The sequence below is a fragment of the Terriglobales bacterium genome (assembly GCA_035764005.1).
Lineage (GTDB): Bacteria > Acidobacteriota > Terriglobia > Terriglobales > Acidobacteriaceae > Gp1-AA112.
In genome coordinates, this window is record DASTZZ010000111.1 from 1 (window position 1) to 18,214 (window position 18,214).

Sequence of the window (18,214 nt, forward strand, 5' to 3'; positions counted from 1 at the left end):
AATGCGGCAGCCACTTCCGCAACGGTGCAGAGTTCCCAATGGCCCGCAGCGTAGCTTAGCGGGGATTCTGAAACGCGGGAGTTTGTTACAATTGCTCTGGAGCAGGGACAGATGCTCCAGGTCGCGAAACTCCTGTGCGACCTCAAGTCGAGGGTACCTCAACCCCGACACAAAGCTGGGGACGTAGTTCAGTTGGTTAGAACGCTGCCCTGTCACGGCAGAGGCCGCGGGTTCGAGTCCCGTCGTCCCCGCCACTTCCCTTCTTTATCTAACAAATTACTGCGACTCTTGCAGCATTCCTTATCTCCTGGTCGGACATCAGGTGCTCTGGTTTTTCGCTTCGCTGAGGCTTTTTGCATCCAATAGAAAAAGTTCGAGAAGATGGGGTCTTCACCTTCAAGGTCTGACCGGAAAGCAGAATCGAGGAGAACGCGTCGGGCAACGATGTGAAATTGCTCGGAGGAAAAATAGGCTATTGGGCGTATTTGTGTGTCACGCTTTTAGGAAGCTACGTTGCCCTGAGCTACGGCTGTGCAGAAAGGCGCTGATCGAGTCTGAATCGGCCGGTCGAGAGAAAAGGTATCCCTGGGCCTTCTCGCAGCCGAACGAGCGCAGCTGTTCCAGTTGCGCCACGGTCTCGACCCCCTCTGCCACCACCGACAGACCCAGATTGTGCGCCAGCATAATAATGATGCGCACGATTTCCGAGCTCTCCGCATCCTCGCAGATTTTGGAGATGAATGCGCGGTCGATTTTTATCGTATCCACGGGAAAGCCCTGCAATCTGCTCAAAGAGGAGTAGCCCGTGCCGAAATCATCGATGCTTAAGTGAACTCCGAGAGCTTTGAGTTCGCCCAGCAGCCGCGCCGATCTTTCCGCATCCCCCATGGCGATGGTTTCCGTGATCTCCACGTCGACATCCTGGGGTGCGATTCCGGTTTCCTTGAGCACTTGCGCGATCTGGGCGGTCAGATCGGGCTGGGCAAACTGTTTGGGGGTGATGTTGACACTGATCCGCAGTGCGGGCTCGGAGGCGAAATCGGCGTGCCACCTTCGTATCTGCTGGCACGCGTCGCGCAGCAGCGCGCGGTTCAGCGGGAGGATGATGCCCGTCTCGTCCGCAACCGGGATAAATTCCGCTGGGGGCACTAGACCCCCGGGACGCTGCCAGCGGCTCAGAGCTTCAAATCCCACCACGCTCTCATTTTGCAAAGAAACGATCGGCTGATAATGAACCCGGAACTCTCCTAACTCCAGTGCCTGGCGCAACTCCGTTTCCAGGCGCAGCCGGCGCATCGCCGACTCATGCATGCCCTGATCAAAAACCCGCGACTGAGCTTTTCCCTCGCGCTTGGCCCGATACATGGCGATCTCGGCATCGCGAATCAGCTCCTCTGCTGCCGTGTTCGAGGGAGCACCGAAGGCGATGCCGATGCTCGCGCTGGTGATCACCTCGTGTGCGTTCACCTCGAAGGGCAGTGCCAACCTCTCCTGGATCCGCTCCGCAACGCGTATGGCATCGCTAGAGTCGCGAATGTCTTCGAGCAGCACGGTAAACTCATCGCCGCCCAGCCTGGCCAGGCCGGCCTCGCTCAAGGTCTCACCTTCTTCCGGCAACCCGGAGCGGGAGATGGTGTCGCTGCCGCGCAGAGATGCGCTCAACCGTTTCCCGATCTGGATCAACAGCTCGTCGCCCGCGCTGTGCCCCAGGCTGTCGTTTAAGAGTTTGAACTGATCGATGTCGATGAACAGCACGGCAAACATGTAGCGGGCATGACGCTGCGATAGAGTGAGGCTGTGCTGCACGCGATCGAGAAACAGTGCGCGATTGGGAAGATTGGTAAGAGCGTCATGCAACGCGTTGTGGGCGAGCCGATTCTCCGCCCATTTGCGCTCACTGATATCGCGATTGACTACGACCAGGCTCTGCACCTTTCCCGACGCCTCTTGAATTACACTCGCGGTCGATTCCAGAATTCGCCAGCTTCCGTCCTTGTGGCGGATGCGGTACTCGAGGCGCTCTCCGCGGCCGGTGACCTGCGCTTTTGCAGCGGCTTCGATGACGCGGGGACGATCTTCGGGGTGGACCTGTTCAATCGAAGGAGTCGACTTCAGCTCTTCCTGGGAGTAACCCAGAACCTTTTCGTAAGCCGGGCTGTTGTAGATGCGCCGGCCCTCAGAGTCGATGACCGCAATCATGTCGGCGGCGTTCTCGGTAATCACCTGAAAAAGCTGATCGCGCTCAGCCAGGCGCCGGCGTATTCGGTGCAGCAGCAGCTGTTGGTAGACGGTGTAGATGTCGAACAGGAGAACCAGAGCGGCCAGCGCCCTTACCCATTCCTTGAGATCCGTCCAATAGTTTTCCGAATCGGGACGGAAGCCGGTAAAGGTCAGCGAGACGATACCCGCGGTCAGCACCAGGGTCACGGTGACTGCAAAGGCCCACAGCCACCACTCCCGGCCCTCGAGCTTTCGCAAAAGCGCCAGCGGTCCGCTCGCCGTTGCTTCGTGTGTCGATTGCTCTCTCAAAGTTGCGTTCCCGGTCATGATTTATGCCAAACCTAAGAATGAATCGATCCATCGCTTCACCAATAGCCGCGCTGGATCGGTGTCTTCAAACTGAAATCCAAATAGGGAATCGCTCTTCCAACAGACGGCCGCTGCAATCGTCAATGCGGACCCGCCCGGCAGAGCAAACGAGAGCCGCAACCGCGAGCCGTTGTTCGCCAGCGTCCCGGAAAACTGCACCGACATTCCTCCGCCGCTGATTTCGCGGCTGGAACCGCGCAAGCTGCCATCCCCGCTCTGAATGCCGACTTCGGTCACCAAAGGGACACGGACATACCGCCGCAGCTCCTGCAGCAGGAGGGCGCAGGTCGCACGCGCCGTTCTCGATACCGCAGCTCGGTCGAGGGGAAGATCGAGGACGGCGTTGATGCCGAAGCTGGAGAAAGGTCGCATCTCCAGATCTTTGTCGGCCATTCCGTAGACAATCATCCTGCGATTGGAAGGCGATGAACGAATCGCTTCCAGAACGGGAATGGCGCTCTCGTTGAGCTGGAGGACACCTCCCTCGAATTTCTCCTGGCGGACACGGCGGGAAAACTCTTCGCCCACCCGCACTGCGCCGATCCCGCACTGCGCAAAAGCTCGTTCAACCGTGTCGCTGCTGGATGCATCCAGGTTAACGAGTGCCAGAACGGGAGAGTTCTGTGTGCTGCGCTGAGGCAAAATCGCCGAGGCTGCGGCGCTGTAAGCAGGCAAAGATGACTTCATGCTCATGGCTCGCACCGCAGTCCTCGAAAGCCGGCGCTCGTTTGCTCGCAGGTCGCTTCTCCTCCAAAATGGGAAAACTCCAGCACTCGGGAACCCATGCGCGCCGACGCCGCTCTGCAGCGGCTGTGTCCATTCACCACAACCTCAGGTCTAGCGGGAATCATCGCGATCGCGCGATCGATCTTCGCCGCGTACCCTGGCTTTCGCACGGTGCGGCGTGTGCAAGTCGACGTCTCGAGTTTTAGCGGAGAAGGTGGCCGCCTGCGCGTCCGGTTCAGTTGCTCCGCGCTTGGCGAGGGAGGCTGCAAGGGCTCTTCACCGCGCTGCATGGGTAAACCTCTCGGCAACCGTTTCCGGGATCAGAGCATGCCATTGACGAAGGAACTCGCCGTCAATCCATTCGCTGAGTCGTTCCCGATCCGGCAAACTCATTCCGGTAAAGGTCAGGCCGACTTTTGCGTTCGTAGCCGTCCAGATAACCTGTGCTCCGAAGTTCGAGATCTGCCGGCAGTGCGGCAGCCGGAGGCGCACCGTTATCTTCTCTCCCGCCACCAGTGGGGCGGCGCATTCGAGCGCCAGTCCGGTTTGGCTGATGTTGGTTGTGGCCGCGAGAAATTGCCGCGAGGTCGAATCTTGAACAATGGCCCGGCAAGCTAAAGCGTAGCGCGTGTATCGCCGGCGCTCTTTCAACATGATTCCATAGGCTGCGCGCAGGGCGCGAGTCACGTGTTCCTGAACCAGAGGCTTGTCAATCACAAAGTCCGCTCCCCCAAAGGCGAGTGAGCTGGTCCTGGACCGATGTGCCAGAGCGAAAATCACGGCCGTCCGGCTGGACGAAGAGGTGCGCACGTGCTGGATCAGCGCCAGTTCCGGATCGCTGTCCTGGTCGACGAAAAAGACATCGATTTTGCAGGTTGCAAGCGCGTCGATAAGCGACGAGGGCTGGTGAACGCTGGCGTGTATGCCAAGTTCGCCCAGGCACACGGGCATGGTCTCGAGCACGGAAGCATCGTTGGAAACGATGACCGCTTGTAGCGCACTGGACGCATTCATGTCTTTTTCTCCGGGCAAATTTGTGCTGCGGAATCGCTCAGCGCGGGACCACAACCAGGGTCTTCAGGATCGCCGGCGCTGCTTTCTTTCCCTTCTGCGCCTCTGGGGGAAGCATGCGAATCTCGTAGTTCTCAGACATGGCAGGCGATTTGAGGTTGTAAGTAATCCCATCCGACTCCTGGGTTGCGGGAGCCGGCGCCGCAACTATCGTATGAACCACCGGCATCACCACCACTGTTATGTGCAAGGCCGCTGAGGCGGGGTGCCCGCGTCGCGGCGATGATTGCGCGTGGGCCATTCCCGGCCATGCGCACGCCAGAAAAGCGAGAACCGGGATCGCCCGACGCGCTTTTGTTCTCCCGGAAGATTCCCAAAATGAAACCACACGTCCGCCCCGCAACGCGAATTCGGCTGCTCCCTGGTTTTTGCAATCCGGCGGCCACAAGCTGCCGGGAAAGCCTAAACCTTTTGCTGATAAAGGCTTATTTCACGGTGGATGGCGCGGCGCGCGGCCGGCGAGGGTGTTTGAATTCTGGAACTGTGTACGATCTTCGGACACTCGCTGGGGTTTCTGCGCCTGGTCGCTTCCTTTTTGCGGCCTGCCCCAGCCACCACAGGTAGGCAATCCTGGCGATTTTCACCCGGCAAAGCGCGATGCGAGCTGGAAAATCCGATTGCTTCGCTTCCTGCCACCCCGGCGCCTAAGGCGAAGCGCTCGGGTGCCGTAAGCATTTACCCGGGTCGCCAGGGAATGGCACAAAAGTTGCACTATGACTGCAACACGGAGGCAGGCATGGCGCGAAAAACGAGTGCTGCAGATCTGCGGATATTGCGGCAGGGTCTCAGAGAACATCTCCATCGTTCTCTACTTGCCGCCGTCGCCGAGCTGATCTGCGCCCTCCAGCAGCGCGATCTGCCGGAGGCGCGACGAATCGCCGCCCAGCTGGCCCGAGATCTCCGCCTGTGCGACAGTCCTCCGGCGCAGTACTTCACCTCCCGCATCGTCTCGCTTTTGGCCCACGAGAACGTTTTCGATCGATGCGACCAGCTCTCGGCCTGGCTGCTTTTCCTAGAACGGGAAATCGAATCCGTCGCCGAGCGCACCCTGGCCGATCGAGTCGATCTCGCGCTCGACTCGCACTGCCGGGAACTCGACGTCGCCTCTCCAGAACCGCGCCTGGGATGCGATCCAGCGCGCTCGCTGCGCCCCGGCCGCCTAGGCAAGGAGGGCATCTGAGCTGCGAGATCCAAAGTCGAGCCTTGGTGGTTGTCGTCGATGATGAGGCCATGGTGCTTGAGGTGGTCGTAGAGGGGTTACACGATCTCGAAGTGGAGACCGCGACGTTTACCGATCCTCATGCGGCTTTAGAAAGCATCAAATCCCGCCGTCCCGCGATCGTGCTGGCCGATCTCCACATGCCGAAGATGAATGGGATCGAGCTGCTCGAAGCCTTAGTTAACTTTGACGCCGGCATCGAGGTATTTCTCCTGACCGGCGATTACTCGACTGCGGCGGCGGTGGAGGCGATCAAGAAGGGCGCTGCCGATTACCTGACCAAACCGATCTCGATGTCGGCGCTGCGCGATCGAGTGACCCGATCGCTCGAGGAGATGCAGATCAAGCGAAGCACGCACGATCTCGATAAAAAGCTCGCCTTGTCGTTTCAATTTCACGGCATGGTCGCACGCAGCCCCAAGATGCTGGAAATCTTCTCCAGCATGCGCCGCATCGCTCCGCATTTTCGCAGCGTTCTCCTCACCGGACGCTCGGGCACCGGCAAGGAGCTGGTGGCCAGGGCGCTGCATCAGATGTCGCCCGCGCAGGCGGGACCCTTCGTCGTCTGCAACTGCGCCGGTGTTCCCGAGACCCTCGCCGAGAGCGAGTGGTTCGGATACGTCCGGGGGGCGTTCACCGGGGCGAACCACGACCGCAGCGGACTGTTTGAGCACGCCAACGACGGAGTCGTGTTCCTGGACGAGATCGGGGAAATGCCGCTCTCTCTTCAGGCGAAGCTGCTGCGGGTTCTGCAGAGCCACGAGATACAGAAGGTCGGGTGCGCCATTGCCCACAAGCTGAACCTGCGTGTCATCGCCGCCACCAACCGCGACCTCCGGCAAGAAGTGCTCAAGGGCCGCTTCCGCGAGGACCTGTTCTACCGCTTGAGCGCCGCCACCATCTCTCTCCCTCCGCTCAGCGAACGCAGAGAAGATCTGCCCTTGCTGCAGCAGTACTTCGTCGAGAAGTTCGCCGCTGAGTATTGCAAGAGTATCCGCGGCATCAGCCGCCGGGCGCAGAATGTGCTTTCGGCTTATCACTGGCCCGGCAACATCCGCGAGCTTGAAAACGTCATCGGAAATGCCTGCATGATGGCCGATGGACCGGTGATCGACATCGCCCATCTTCCCGCGGGCATGCGGCTCAACGATGATAGCGGCAGCAGGCTCTCTTTTCCCCTTTCCATGTCGCTGGCGGAAATTCAAAGACAGCATGCACAGCGCGTGCTGGAGACAGTTGGCGGCAACAAGCTTCGCGCCGCCGAGATTCTGGGCATTAGCCGATCGACTCTGTACAGCCTCCTGCAGCCAGTCGCAGCTCCAGGGCCGGCGCTGGTAAGCAAGAGCTGAGGCTTCTCAATTTCATCATGCGCATACTGCTGGTAGAGGATTCAAAGCTGGAGCGCCGTCAGGTCACCGAATACCTGAAGGCTTGGCACCTGGAGTTCAGCTCGGTAGGCGACGGCGCCGAAGCCTGGACGTTGCTTCAGGATCCACAGCCTCCCGATTTGGTACTGCTCGACTGGATGCTGCCGGGAATGGATGGTCTAGAACTTTGCCGCAAGCTGCGCACCCTAGGAGGAAACGGCAGCTACATCTACACCGTGATGCTCACGGCGAAGCAAAAGAAGGCGGACCTGCTGACTGCCATGGCAGCCGGCGCCGATGATTACTTGACGAAGCCGGTCGAGCCCTCGGAATTGCGAGCCAAGATCATGGTCGGCAAGAGGATCATCGAGCTGCAGCAGTCGCTCAGGTTCGCCGCCACGCACGATTTTCTTACCAAGCTCTTTAATCGCGCGGAGGTCATGGCGGCACTCAAGCGCGAGCTGTCGCGCGGCGAACGCGAAAACAAGCCGGTCTCGATCCTGCTTGCCGACATCGATCACTTCAAAAAAATCAATGACTCGCTCGGCCACGCAGCCGGTGACATCGTCCTGCAGGAAGTAGCTCGCCGCCTCCAATGCGATCTCAGGGCCTACGACCTGGCCGGCCGCTATGGCGGCGAAGAGTTTCTGCTTGTGCTGCCGGGATGCAGTTCCGCGGTGGCTGCGCGCCGCGCCGACGAGATCCGCGGCCTCGTCTCCCGCGAGGCCGTCACCACTACATTCGCCAAGGTGCCGGTCACGCTCAGCATGGGAGTTGCCGCCACCGATACCGTTCGCTGCACCGGTGTGGAAGAGCTGTTGCAGCATGCTGACGAGGCCCTCTATCGCGCCAAGGGAAAAGGACGAAACCGGGTAGAAGCGGTCCGCCCCGCGAGCGTACTGCCACCGCAAAGAGCAGGTCTGCAGGTGAGACGCGTCAGCGCCCGGGATTGAAATCTCCGCCGCTGTCAATTGACGGCAGAGTGTAGTGACCGCATTTTGGAAATGCTGAAAAACGAGGAGGTAGTAAAGAATCTTTGTTCTCGCTTCTGCTCCCGAGGTGTTTGGTAAGGGAGCGGCGTGAAGATGAAAACCATGCCAGTGATTAGCTCAGAACCGGGTAGCACCAGAGCCGTGCTTCATGGCGCCTGTTGGGCAGCGTTATGGCTCAGTCTATGTTTGCCCGGGCATCTTCAAGCTGCCGATGATTCTGACTGGCTGGTCAGAGTTCGCGAGCAGGTCGCGGCACATGATCTCTCCGCCGCCGCCGCGACCGTGAGCGCCAGGCTCGCGGTTCAGCCGGCGGACCTGGAGGCGAGCACGTGGCGGGCACGCATCCTGTCATGGACCGGGCATCTGGTTGAGGCGGAGGCCCTGTATCGCCAGGTGGAGCTGCAGGCGCCGGACGACGCCGACGTCGCGATCGGTCTGTCCGATGTTCTGTTTTGGGAAGGAAAGGTAAACGAATCCTCCGCCGTGCTGGAGCGCGCGCAGCGGCTGCGGCCGGCCAGTCTCGAGATCGAACAACGCCGCCGGCGCAACCAGCAGGCGATCCACGATCAGGATTCTTCCAGAGACTCGGTCCCTGCCGCGGGGGCAGCAGCCAAGTCCGATCTCTACCGCTACTCACTTCGGCTCGGCAGCGAAACTGATTTGTTTAGTTATTCCTCGGCTGCGCAGACCCAGGTCGTTGAATTCGGGGTAAGGTGGAATTCCCGCTGGAGCTCTCGGCTGCTGGCGACCTCGTACCGGCGACTCTCGGAATCCTCCGGACAATGGGGGACGGCTGTAAGCTACCGCATCTCCGCCGACCAGTCGCTGGCTGCGTCTTTTGCTGCTGCCAATCAGCAGCAGATCGCTCCTGTTCGCCAGTTCGCTTTCGACTATGACCATGGGACGCGTTTTCATGCCGGCGCTCTGAAAGGCATGGAGTTCGTGGCCCACTCCGCCTCCATCTGGTTCGACAGCGCGGAGGTCATGGTGCTGGGTGGAAGCGCGATTGGGTATCTGTCCCGAGACTGGATGTGCACAGTTTCCGGCAACGCTGCGCGAACCAGATTCGCGAACGCCGGGGCGAGCTGGGTGCCCGCTTTGTTTCTCAAGCTCTCGCTTCCTGCGCTCTCTCGACTACGCCTCGACATCGGCGCAGGGACCGGAGCCGAGAATTATTCCAACCAGGATCAGATCGGGCAGATCTCCGCACGTACTTATGCCGGTGGAGTGCATTATTCGTTGAGCAGGGCACAGGAGTTCTCAGCCTCCGCCGCTTATCAGCAGCGCTCCCATGGAGCAATCGAAATCGATACCAGTGTGGGATATGAGCTCCGCTTCTAGCCCCCTGGCGACCTTTGCCTTTCGCGCGGCGCTTATCTGCGTGGGAAGCATTCTGTCGCTGCTGGTCTTCATTGGCATGCGGCGGCTCTATCGCGATTTCTATTTTCGCCGGCTGGACGCGTTGGCATTCGCCTTCCGCCGTGATTGGAAGAAATTATTGAGCGCCGACATCGCCGTGGACGCTTGGCGGCGAAACCGATTCAAACGTGCGGTTGTCGAGCGCCTGGTGTTGGACCGAATTGGGAATTGCTCGGAACCGCACGGCCATGAAATCCAGGAGTTCATCCGCCGCTCCGGGCTGCTGGAGAAACGCATCTGGCAGGCATCGTCCGGCGCTCGACATCAGAGACGGGAGGCGCTCCTGGTGTTGGGCCGCAGCCGACTCCCTGAAGTCCTTGACCTGCTGGCCGACGCCGCCGAATCCCAGGATCGAATGATCCAGGATGCCGGGATTCGCGCGCTCGGCTACATGGGAACGGCGGAAGCCGCGGTCGTCATCCTTCAGTGCCTGGCATCGGGAACGCTGAAGGTATCGCAGGTCTCGATCAAAGATGCACTGCTGCGCTGCTGCCGTGCCCGACCCGACTTGCTCGTTCCTTATCTGCATCTGGAAAGCAACACGCATCTGTTTCTGGCGCGAATTCTCGGAGAAGTCGCTAATCCGGAGGTCGCCCATGATCTCGCCATATTGGCAAAGGATGCGGACGCGGAGATTCGCGCTTCATCGGCGCGCGGTTTGGCACATGCCGAGCCCCTGGTGGGGATTGCGGCTCTCTCCGAGCTGGCCATGGACGAAATCTGGTTTGTGCGGCTAAGGGCGGTCGTTTCCCTCGCCGCATTTCGTCATCCCGCCAGCCTGCCGGCATTGTTGTCGACCATTTGCGATATCAATCGCACGGTGCGGCACCGGTCCGCCTCGGCTCTCGCCCAGTTGCCCAGGGATCTGCTTCCGGTGATCGTCGATCGAGTTGCAGCTACCGGCGACAAATACGCGTTGCATGCGTTGATCTCCGAGCTGGAGCGCATTGGCCAGTGCTCCGGGCTGATGTTGCAGCTCAGCGACAAGCAGGCCCTGATCTCCGATAGCGGACGAAACCTGCTCCGCGCCGTCGAGGAGGCGCGTCGTCAGATCGAGCAACAGCGCAACGCGCGACAAGGTGCAAACGAGGTGATGGCGGGCAATGCTTGAGATGCTGCTGTGGTTGAGCTACTTTTTTTTCGCTTATTATCTGCTCTCCAATGGCGTGTACCTCGTGTTGCTGATCGCTGCGCTGATCTCGACCTCCAGACACCGCGACCGGCTTTCGACGCGCGGCCTCGACCTGATCACCAGCTCCCCTTTTACTCCGCCGATTTCCGTTATTTGCCCGGCCCGCAACGAAGCGGCGAGCATCATTGCCAGCGTCGAAGCTCTACTGAATCTTGATTATCCCCAGCTGGAAGTCGTGGTCGTGAACGATGGATCGACTGACCGGACGCTGCAGTTACTCCAGGACACCTTTCAGCTCCGCCCGGCCAACATACTGTATTTCCAGGAGTGCCCCAGCGGGCCGGTACGGGCCATCTACGCCAGCAATACGCGTCCGGCGCTTCTCGTAGTCGATAAAGAAAACCGGCGCAGCAAAGCCGACGCCGTCAACTGCGGCCTCAACCTGGCGAGCGGACAGTATGTCTGTGTCATCGACGCCGATTCGCTGCTGGAAAACGATGCGCTGCTGCGCATCATGTCCGGCCTTCGTACCGCCTCCGACGCGCCCGTGGTCGCAATCGGCGGCATCGTCCGTATTTTGAACGGATGCTCGGTCGAGGGTGCGCGCATCGCCCACGTTCACCTGCCGCCATCGCCGGTGGAGGTGCTGCAGATCATCGAGTACCTGCGCGCCTTTCTCATCGGGCGTGAGGGCTGGGCCATGTTCAAGATGCTGCCCCTCATCTCCGGCGCATTTGGCGTCTTCAAAACCGAGCTGGTGCGGCGCATCGGCGGATTTCGCACCAGCGCGATCGGAGAGGATCTCGACCTGGTGGTGAGAATGCACCGCAAGCTGCTGGAAGAAGGCACAAACTACTCGATCATGTTCGTGCCCGACCCTGCATGCTGGACTGAGGTACCCAACGATCTGCGCTCGCTGGCGCGCCAGCGGGCGCGTTGGCAGAAAGGTCTGCTCGACGTCTTGTGGCCCAATCGGGACATGCTGTTCAAGCGTCGATACGGGCGACTGGGGTCGATCATGCTTCCTTATCTGTGGGTCTATGAACTCTTTGAACCTGTGGTGGAGCTTCTGGGATATCTGTCGATCACGGCAGCTTGGCTACTGCATGCGCTGCGCTTTAACGTTTTTTTTGAAATCATGTTTTACGGATATGCATTCGCCACGCTGATTTCCATCGGCGCGATACTTCTCGAGGAGATGACGTATCGCCGCTACAACCGCTGGCGTCATGTCGCCAAGCTCATCCTCTACTGTTTCATCGAACATTTTCCCTATCGGCAATTGAATATGTGGTGGCGTCTTCAGGGCATGTGGCAATACTTCAGGGGAGACATGGAATGGAAGGAGGCGAAGCGCATAGGCATTCCCTGCGCACCGGCGCAGCAAAAGGCGGCGGCTCATCACGTTGATTGAGCAACGGCAAGAACAGCGTGAAGAACGAAACCGAATGCACCACTTGAACGTAAAGCCTCGCGTACCACTTGAACTCAAAGCTTCGCAGGCCTGCACCACCGGATGATAGAGTTGCGTGTTCTAACTTGATGCCCATTTTTTTGCCATGACCATTGCCCTTGAGCCGCCCCCGTCTTTCTCGATGTTGGTCATCGAGGATCGGGAGTACGTCGAGAAGCTGATGCCGGAGATCTTCGCCGACATGCCGATCACGGTGGCGGCGGCCCAGGATGCAGAAACCGGTCTCCGCCTCTTTCAGCAACACCATCCCAGCCTTGTAATCCTCGGCCTCGATTTGATCGCCAGCAACGGCATGGACCTGTTGCAGCAGATCTCGGCCCTCGATCCCGGGGTTGAGATCATCGTTCTTTCCGAAGAGTACTCGCCAACTCTCGCGCTCGAATCGATACAAAAAGGAGCGGCGGAACTTCTGCTGAAGCCGGTCGAGATCGAACAACTGCGCAATCGGGTTGCGCGCTCGCTAGGTGCGGCGAAGCAGAAGCGGCACACGCGGAAACTTGACGCCCAGCTGCTGTCTTCTTTCACCTTCCAGGGAATGGTGGGTCGAAGTCCGCGCATGCTCGACCTCTTCAACAAGATCAGCCGGATCGCGCCCCATTTTGGGACGGTGCTGGTGAGCGGTCCTTCGGGAACGGGAAAGGAACTGGTGGCTCGCGCCCTGCACCACCTTTCCCCGGTGCGCAAAGGGCCCTTCATCGTCTGCAACTGCGCGGCCCTGCCCGAATCCCTGGCCGAAAGCGAGCTCTTCGGCTTTCAAAAAGGAACTTTCACCGGCGCATTCCAGGACACGCCTGGACTCTTTGAGCGCGCCGATCAGGGAACGATATTTCTCGACGAAATCAGCGAAATGTCAATTGCCATGCAGGCCAAGCTGCTGCGCGTTCTGCAGAGTCACGAAATCCAGCGGCTCGGATCGGCGCGCCTGCGCAAGCTCAACTTCAGAGTCATCGCCGCCAGCAATCGCGATCTCTGCGCCGAGGTTGCAGAAGGCCGCTTTCGGGAAGATCTTTTCTACCGTCTCTCCGCGGCACAGGTGATCTTGCCTCCCCTTCGCCAGCGAATGGAGGACCTCCCGCTTCTTGAATTGCATTTCTTAGAAAAGTATTCCCGACAGTATGGAAAGAAATTTTCCGGCATCAGCCGGCGAGCGCAGAAGGTGCTAGCGGAACACGCCTGGCCGGGCAACGTGCGTGAACTGGAAAACGTCATCGCCGGGGCCTGCATGATGTCTGAGGACGCGCTCGTCGACGTAGCGCATCTCAGAAACCTGCGCCCGCAACTCGACAGCGCTCAAGAATTCAAGCTCATGTCTTTGCGGGAAGCTCAGCGCAAGCACGTGAACGAGGTTTTGCAGGCGGTGCATGGAAATAAATTGAAAGCGGCAGAAATTTTACGAATCAGCAGATCCACTCTGTACAGCATTCTTTCAGGCGAGATTTGCGATGATGCAAGCTAAAGCGGTGTTAGATCTCTGGCGCGACGCGCGTTTCCACACAGAATGCGAAGCCCCTCGCTTCGGCAACATTCACTTGGAACGTGCCAGGGCTCGTGTTCCACATCCTTAAGTCCCGCGAAGGTTTGCAGAAAAGCATCTTCACACAGGTTCCGAATCGGGATGATTCAGGAGAACCCAGACCTGAGGGTCATAAAGGTTAACTTAGCCGAGCCCCACATCTGGGTACATTAAGGGGACCATAACAGTGACTGAGGATTCATTTCGTTCCAAACTGTGCATGCCGACATCGTTTAATTTGAAGTGATTACATCACGTGGTTTCCCTGTCACGGCAGAGCCGCAGGTTCGAGCCCCGTCGTCCCCGCCATTGCCCTTCCCATCGCTAGGTCCTCTCACATCCAACACGCTAATGGGCGGTCAGGACGTCGGAAGCTCAATCGCTGCGCGGCTACCTAAATTCGCGCAAGCGGCGACGATCTCTCTTGACTTGTGCCCTGAAACGGCCATGGGTGTCCACCTCCCCTCGGGGCGAGCTAAGAAAAGCGCAGTAAGAGATCACAATATCTAGACGCGATGCTCATTCCTGCGCGGGAGTGGGAACTTTGTACGACGGGCATTCATCAATTTTCATGTTCCCTTAAGGTTTGGCGTGCTAAATCTGCTCCGCGCATCCTCAGCCGGGTCAGCTTCAGCGGCAGCCGTGGTGCGCGTCCGAGGAGGCTTCCGTGTGCATCAGCAAAAGGGATGCGGGAAGCCGATTACAGCCGGGGTCAGCGCGCGTCCTGCAGCGACTCGCAGCCAGCTCGCATTTTGTCACTTGCGTCTTGCTTGTGTCGACGCTCCCTTTATCTGCCCAAGATCGGGCCGCTCAGTTACAAGGAGCTGTTACGGGGGCCTCGGCTGGCCCAGTTTCCGATGCACTCGTGTGCGTGAAAAGCATCCCAAGTGATCGAACTACCTGCTTGCGCACCGACAGCTCGGGCAGTTTCATTTTCACCGCCCTCGACCGTGGACAATATCTTCTGACGGTTTCAGCAAGAGGTTTCGTACCGCAGCAGACCGCGGTTTCGATAACGTCCGGCCGGCTGCTCCGAGACGTGGTGTTGCAACCGATCTCCGCTTCAGCCGATAAGACTGTAACTAACACGCCGTTGAATGGGCGTGATTGGACGCAACTGGCAACACTCAAGGCCGGAGTCGCCGGCGTGGAAACAGCGAATAGCTCTTCGGGACATGTGGCACAGCGCGGGTTTGGCTCGGCCGTTAGCATCTCCGGAGGACGCCCAGAACAAAACACATATCTCGTGGATGGGATCTCGGTGAGCGATTATGCCAATGGCGCTCCGGGAAGTGTACTTGGCGCAGCGCTGGGTATTGATGCGGTCAAGCAGGTACAAGTCTTCAGCAACAACTATCCGCCTGAATATGGCCGCACCTCGGGAGGAGTGATCTACGCTGTCACTCGATCAGGCGAGAGCAGCTTCCACGGTGGCGTCTACGAGTTCCTTCGCAACAGCGCGCTCGATGCCCGGAACTATTTCGATACACAGAAACCGCCTTTTCGTCGCAACCAGTTCGGCGTCTCCTTTGGCGGCCCCGCAGTGCGGAATCGCCTGTACTTCTTCGCCGACTACGAAGGACTGCGCCAGTCGCTCGGCATTACGCACGTCGACACCGTCCCGTCCGTTGCCGCTCGGGATGGGCAGCTCTCGACCGGTGTTATCAGTGTGGACCCAGCCGTTCAGCGATTTCTCAATGCCTTCTATCCGCTCCCCAACGCGGGAGTGATCAGCCCTGGCGATCTCGGCTTTTTCATTTTTGCGGCCCAACAGGTCACCACCGAGAACTACTTGACGGCAAGAGTTGATACCAATCTGGGAAAGAGCGCGATTTTCGGCACGTACACGCGTGACTCATCGAGGATCGTACAGCCCGACTCGTTCGACGAGTCCCTCTCCGATGTTGTGGCGAACCGGCAGCTCGTTGCGTTGCAGATTTCACATCCTTTTAGTACTCAGTTCCTGAGTTCCGGCCGCTTTGGTTTCGTGCGTGCCGTCGCCGTGGATGGCGGCTTCCTGCGTGCCCTCAATCCCGCATTGGAAGACAAGTCTTTTGCATTTGTGCCATCGGAATTCGTCGGAGGAGTTGCAGGAGTTCCTGGCTTAACCGATTTCTCCGGCGGTCCTAACGCGGATCGGGCGGGTTTTTCGAGCCACAGCAAATCGTTCTGGTGGAATTCGTTCCAAACCTACCAGGACAACACTCTGATTCGCGGCGTTCACACCATCCGCTTTGGAGCCAATGTCGAGCGCATGCAGGACAACGAGTTACTGCTGGCTTCAACGAACGGAGATTTCCAGTTCAGCTCGCTAGCTGCATTCTTAACCAACTCGCCGCAGAATTTTGAAGCGCAACTGCCGAACACGCAGAACACATTTGGCACACGGCAGACGCTCTTTGGGGCCTACATTGACGATACGGCGCATATTCGCGACACGCTGTCGGCCAATTTGGGCCTGCGCTACGAGATGGCGACCGTGCCCACGGAGGTGCATGGCTACATTTCGAATCTGCCGCAGCTAACGTCTGCGCAGCCGCGTCTTGGCAGCCCGTACTTTAGCAATCCAACGCTGAGAAACTTTGAACCGAGAGTCGGCCTGGCGTGGAGCCCGTTCGGCAACAGCGTCGTCGTTCATTCCGGCTTCGGCATCTTCGACGTTCTGCCGTTGCCTTACGAATTCTCGATCATTACTCCGTTTGCAACGCCGTTTAACGGAGCGCTCAACGACACGTTTCTCTCTCCGGGTTCGTTTCCGCAACTGGCGTATCAGGAGGCGTCAGGCTCGCCCGAAAACCTGCGCGCGACCTATGTGCAGCCGGACCCCGGCCGAAATTACGTGATGCAGTGGATGCTTGGCGCTTCGCTCGAAAACAATAGCCGCCTTGGCGGCAGCATCGCATATGTGGGATCGCGGGGCCTTCATCAGCCCTTCCGTGTGGATGATTTCGACACCGTACTGCCGACACTAACTTCCGCCGGCTATATGTATCCGGAGAACGGCCAGCGCATCAATCCGGATTTCGGCAGGATCAGCGGCTTATTTTGGGGATCGTCGTCCACCTACAACGCTCTTCAATTGCAGGTCTCAAAGACGATTCGTAGCAGACTGCAACTGCACTCTGCGTTTACCTGGGGCAAGAGCATCGATACCTCATCGGCGACCATAACCGCGGACCAATACGACAATTCCGTCGCTGGCCTGCTATGGTTCGCGCCGCGCGCAAATCGCGGTCGCTCTGACTTCGATATTTCAAAGGTGCTATCGGCCAATTTCATTTGGGATGTACCTGCACCGAGCACGGCAACAGGCATTGAAAAGAAGTTGGTCCAAGGCTGGCAGTTGAGCGGCGTGATTAAGGCCCAGTCCGGTGTACCGTTCACGCCGATCATCGGCGGTGATCCGTTGGGCACCAAAATGGCGATCGCGGGCACTGACGTTCCGAACGTAGTGGAAGCGCCGAGATGTCATACGTTAACCAATTCAGGAGATCCCAACGCTTACATCAAGACCGGGTGTCTTGCGTTTCCGGCGCAGGCAAACGTGCGCGGAGATTTGGGCAGAAACATCTTGACTGGTCCAGGACTCTGGACCATCGATGCAGCCATTTTCAAAAACATTAACCTTGAGCCGCGCGGTAAAAAAGTTCAATTGCAATTCCGGCTGGAGTCTTTCAACGTGCTAAACCATGCGAACTTTGCACCGCCATTACAGCACTTGCAAGTGTTCGACCAGGGTGGCACTCCGGTGTCGGGCGCAGGATTGATCACAGCGACGCAGGTCGCAAACCGCGAAATCCAGGTTGCGCTCAAACTGAACTGGTAACGCGCCCGCGCCTCATGAGTGCACCGCGTTTTGCCAGGTCTGCCGAAAGCCGGCTGTGCAGAAAGAGCCAGTCTCAAGCAATGTCCATTGGCTGATATTCACGACCTGCCTGCGCAGTTCCACAATGGGGCTCGCGGTGCAATCAGACGATAGATGTGCGCACGAGAAGAACGATTGCTGACGACGAGGTCCCCGCAATGCTCGCTCGGCATAGTGATGGCCGGATCCTTCAATAACATGATCCGCAGCCGGGGCCTAAACCTCTCAAATCGTGCGCAAATCTCTGACACTTGAGCGACATTGCTCCCAAGATCAATGGCAAGCAGGTCGTGAGCATGCCTTTCCAGGATCTGCTCCGCTTCCTCGGGGCGGCGTGTCCAGGTTGTAACGAAGCCGAGTTCATACCAGTCCATGAAAGTGAAGCGCGGAGGTCCCGATTTCAGCACCAGCACAAACTTTTTCGCCGAACCGGAAATGTGTTCGACGCGTTTTCCAAGATCGCCGGCGCCATCTATCTCCGAGTGTGAAGGACCGATCAACTTGATCAAGGATGTGGTCGAAAGCGGTTTGTGAATCACTGTGAAGTTCGCACAAGATTTTGGTGAAGACACATCGCCCGTCATCAGAAAGATCTTTGTTGTGGGCAAGAAGTCTGAAATCGTCACGCAGAAGTCTCTTCCGTTCATTCCGCTGAGATGAAGATCGCAAATTACCACTTCGGGAACATATCCTTCGAGCAGAGCGAAGGCCTCAGCAGCCGAACATGCGGATCGCACCCGGTATCCGGAACGCTCAAGGCAGAGTTGCAGCACCTCACGAACCGACGATTCATCATCTACGATCAAAATGTCCATTGATGCGATGCGTCCTAATACTCGGCTCGTCC

At 58.6% G+C, this 18,214-nt stretch carries 13 protein-coding genes and 1 tRNA gene; 9 read left to right on the forward strand and 5 right to left on the reverse strand.

What is annotated here, in order from left to right; all coding sequences use genetic code 11:
* Positions 1-177 precede the first annotated feature (177 nt).
* A tRNA-Asp gene (locus tag VFU50_18145) sits at positions 178-254 on the forward strand.
* A gap of 238 nt (positions 255-492) precedes the next feature.
* Here the strand turns inward: VFU50_18145 and VFU50_18150 are convergent.
* From VFU50_18150 to VFU50_18165, 4 genes are all read right to left on the reverse strand, one after another.
* Complete coding sequence (locus VFU50_18150; GenBank protein HEU5234785.1) at positions 493-2,547, reverse strand: EAL domain-containing protein; 2,055 nt, start codon at positions 2,545-2,547, stop codon at positions 493-495.
* Between the two features lie 3 nt (positions 2,548-2,550).
* Positions 2,551-3,276 (reverse strand): PilZ domain-containing protein, encoded by a 726-nt coding sequence (locus VFU50_18155; GenBank protein HEU5234786.1) that lies wholly within the window; start codon positions 3,274-3,276, stop codon positions 2,551-2,553.
* A gap of 315 nt (positions 3,277-3,591) precedes the next feature.
* Positions 3,592-4,329 (reverse strand): PilZ domain-containing protein, encoded by a 738-nt coding sequence (locus VFU50_18160; GenBank protein ID HEU5234787.1) that lies wholly within the window; start codon positions 4,327-4,329, stop codon positions 3,592-3,594.
* A gap of 37 nt (positions 4,330-4,366) precedes the next feature.
* Positions 4,367-4,627: a hypothetical protein gene (locus VFU50_18165; protein HEU5234788.1), complete on the reverse strand. Its 261-nt coding sequence runs from the start codon at positions 4,625-4,627 to the stop codon at positions 4,367-4,369.
* Positions 4,628-5,122: 495 nt separating this feature from the next.
* Between VFU50_18165 and VFU50_18170 the strand changes: the two genes are divergently transcribed.
* The 8 genes from VFU50_18170 (at position 5,123) to VFU50_18205 (ending at position 17,328) form a co-directional block, all read left to right on the forward strand.
* The gene (locus tag VFU50_18170) at positions 5,123-5,566 is read left to right on the forward strand and encodes a hypothetical protein (protein ID HEU5234789.1); all 444 of its coding nucleotides are present in this window, start codon (positions 5,123-5,125) and stop codon (positions 5,564-5,566) included.
* 26 nt (positions 5,567-5,592) lie between these two features.
* The gene (locus VFU50_18175) at positions 5,593-6,954 is read left to right on the forward strand and encodes a sigma-54 dependent transcriptional regulator (GenBank protein ID HEU5234790.1); all 1,362 of its coding nucleotides are present in this window, start codon (positions 5,593-5,595) and stop codon (positions 6,952-6,954) included.
* 17 nt (positions 6,955-6,971) lie between these two features.
* A complete protein-coding gene (locus VFU50_18180; protein ID HEU5234791.1) occupies positions 6,972-7,925 on the forward strand; it encodes a diguanylate cyclase in 954 nt (317 codons plus the stop codon).
* Between the two features lie 132 nt (positions 7,926-8,057).
* Positions 8,058-9,305 (forward strand): hypothetical protein, encoded by a 1,248-nt coding sequence (locus VFU50_18185; protein ID HEU5234792.1) that lies wholly within the window; start codon positions 8,058-8,060, stop codon positions 9,303-9,305.
* Positions 9,306-9,381: 76 nt separating this feature from the next.
* Positions 9,382-10,494: a HEAT repeat domain-containing protein gene (locus tag VFU50_18190; protein HEU5234793.1), complete on the forward strand. Its 1,113-nt coding sequence runs from the start codon at positions 9,382-9,384 to the stop codon at positions 10,492-10,494.
* Entirely contained in the window at positions 10,487-11,929 is a 1,443-nt protein-coding gene (locus tag VFU50_18195; protein ID HEU5234794.1) for a glycosyltransferase family 2 protein, read from the forward strand. Before VFU50_18190 ends, VFU50_18195 begins: the two co-directional genes overlap by 8 nt.
* A 145-nt stretch (positions 11,930-12,074) precedes the next feature.
* Entirely contained in the window at positions 12,075-13,445 is a 1,371-nt protein-coding gene (locus tag VFU50_18200) for a sigma-54 dependent transcriptional regulator (protein HEU5234795.1), read from the forward strand.
* 829 nt (positions 13,446-14,274) lie between these two features.
* A complete protein-coding gene (locus tag VFU50_18205; GenBank protein HEU5234796.1) occupies positions 14,275-17,328 on the forward strand; it encodes a carboxypeptidase regulatory-like domain-containing protein in 3,054 nt (1,017 codons plus the stop codon).
* Positions 17,329-17,426: 98 nt separating this feature from the next.
* Here VFU50_18205 and VFU50_18210 read toward each other — a convergent pair whose 3' ends face one another.
* Positions 17,427-18,182, reverse strand: coding sequence for a response regulator (locus tag VFU50_18210; GenBank protein ID HEU5234797.1), 756 nt, complete (start codon positions 18,180-18,182; stop codon positions 17,427-17,429).
* Between the last annotated feature and the right edge of the window lie 32 nt (positions 18,183-18,214).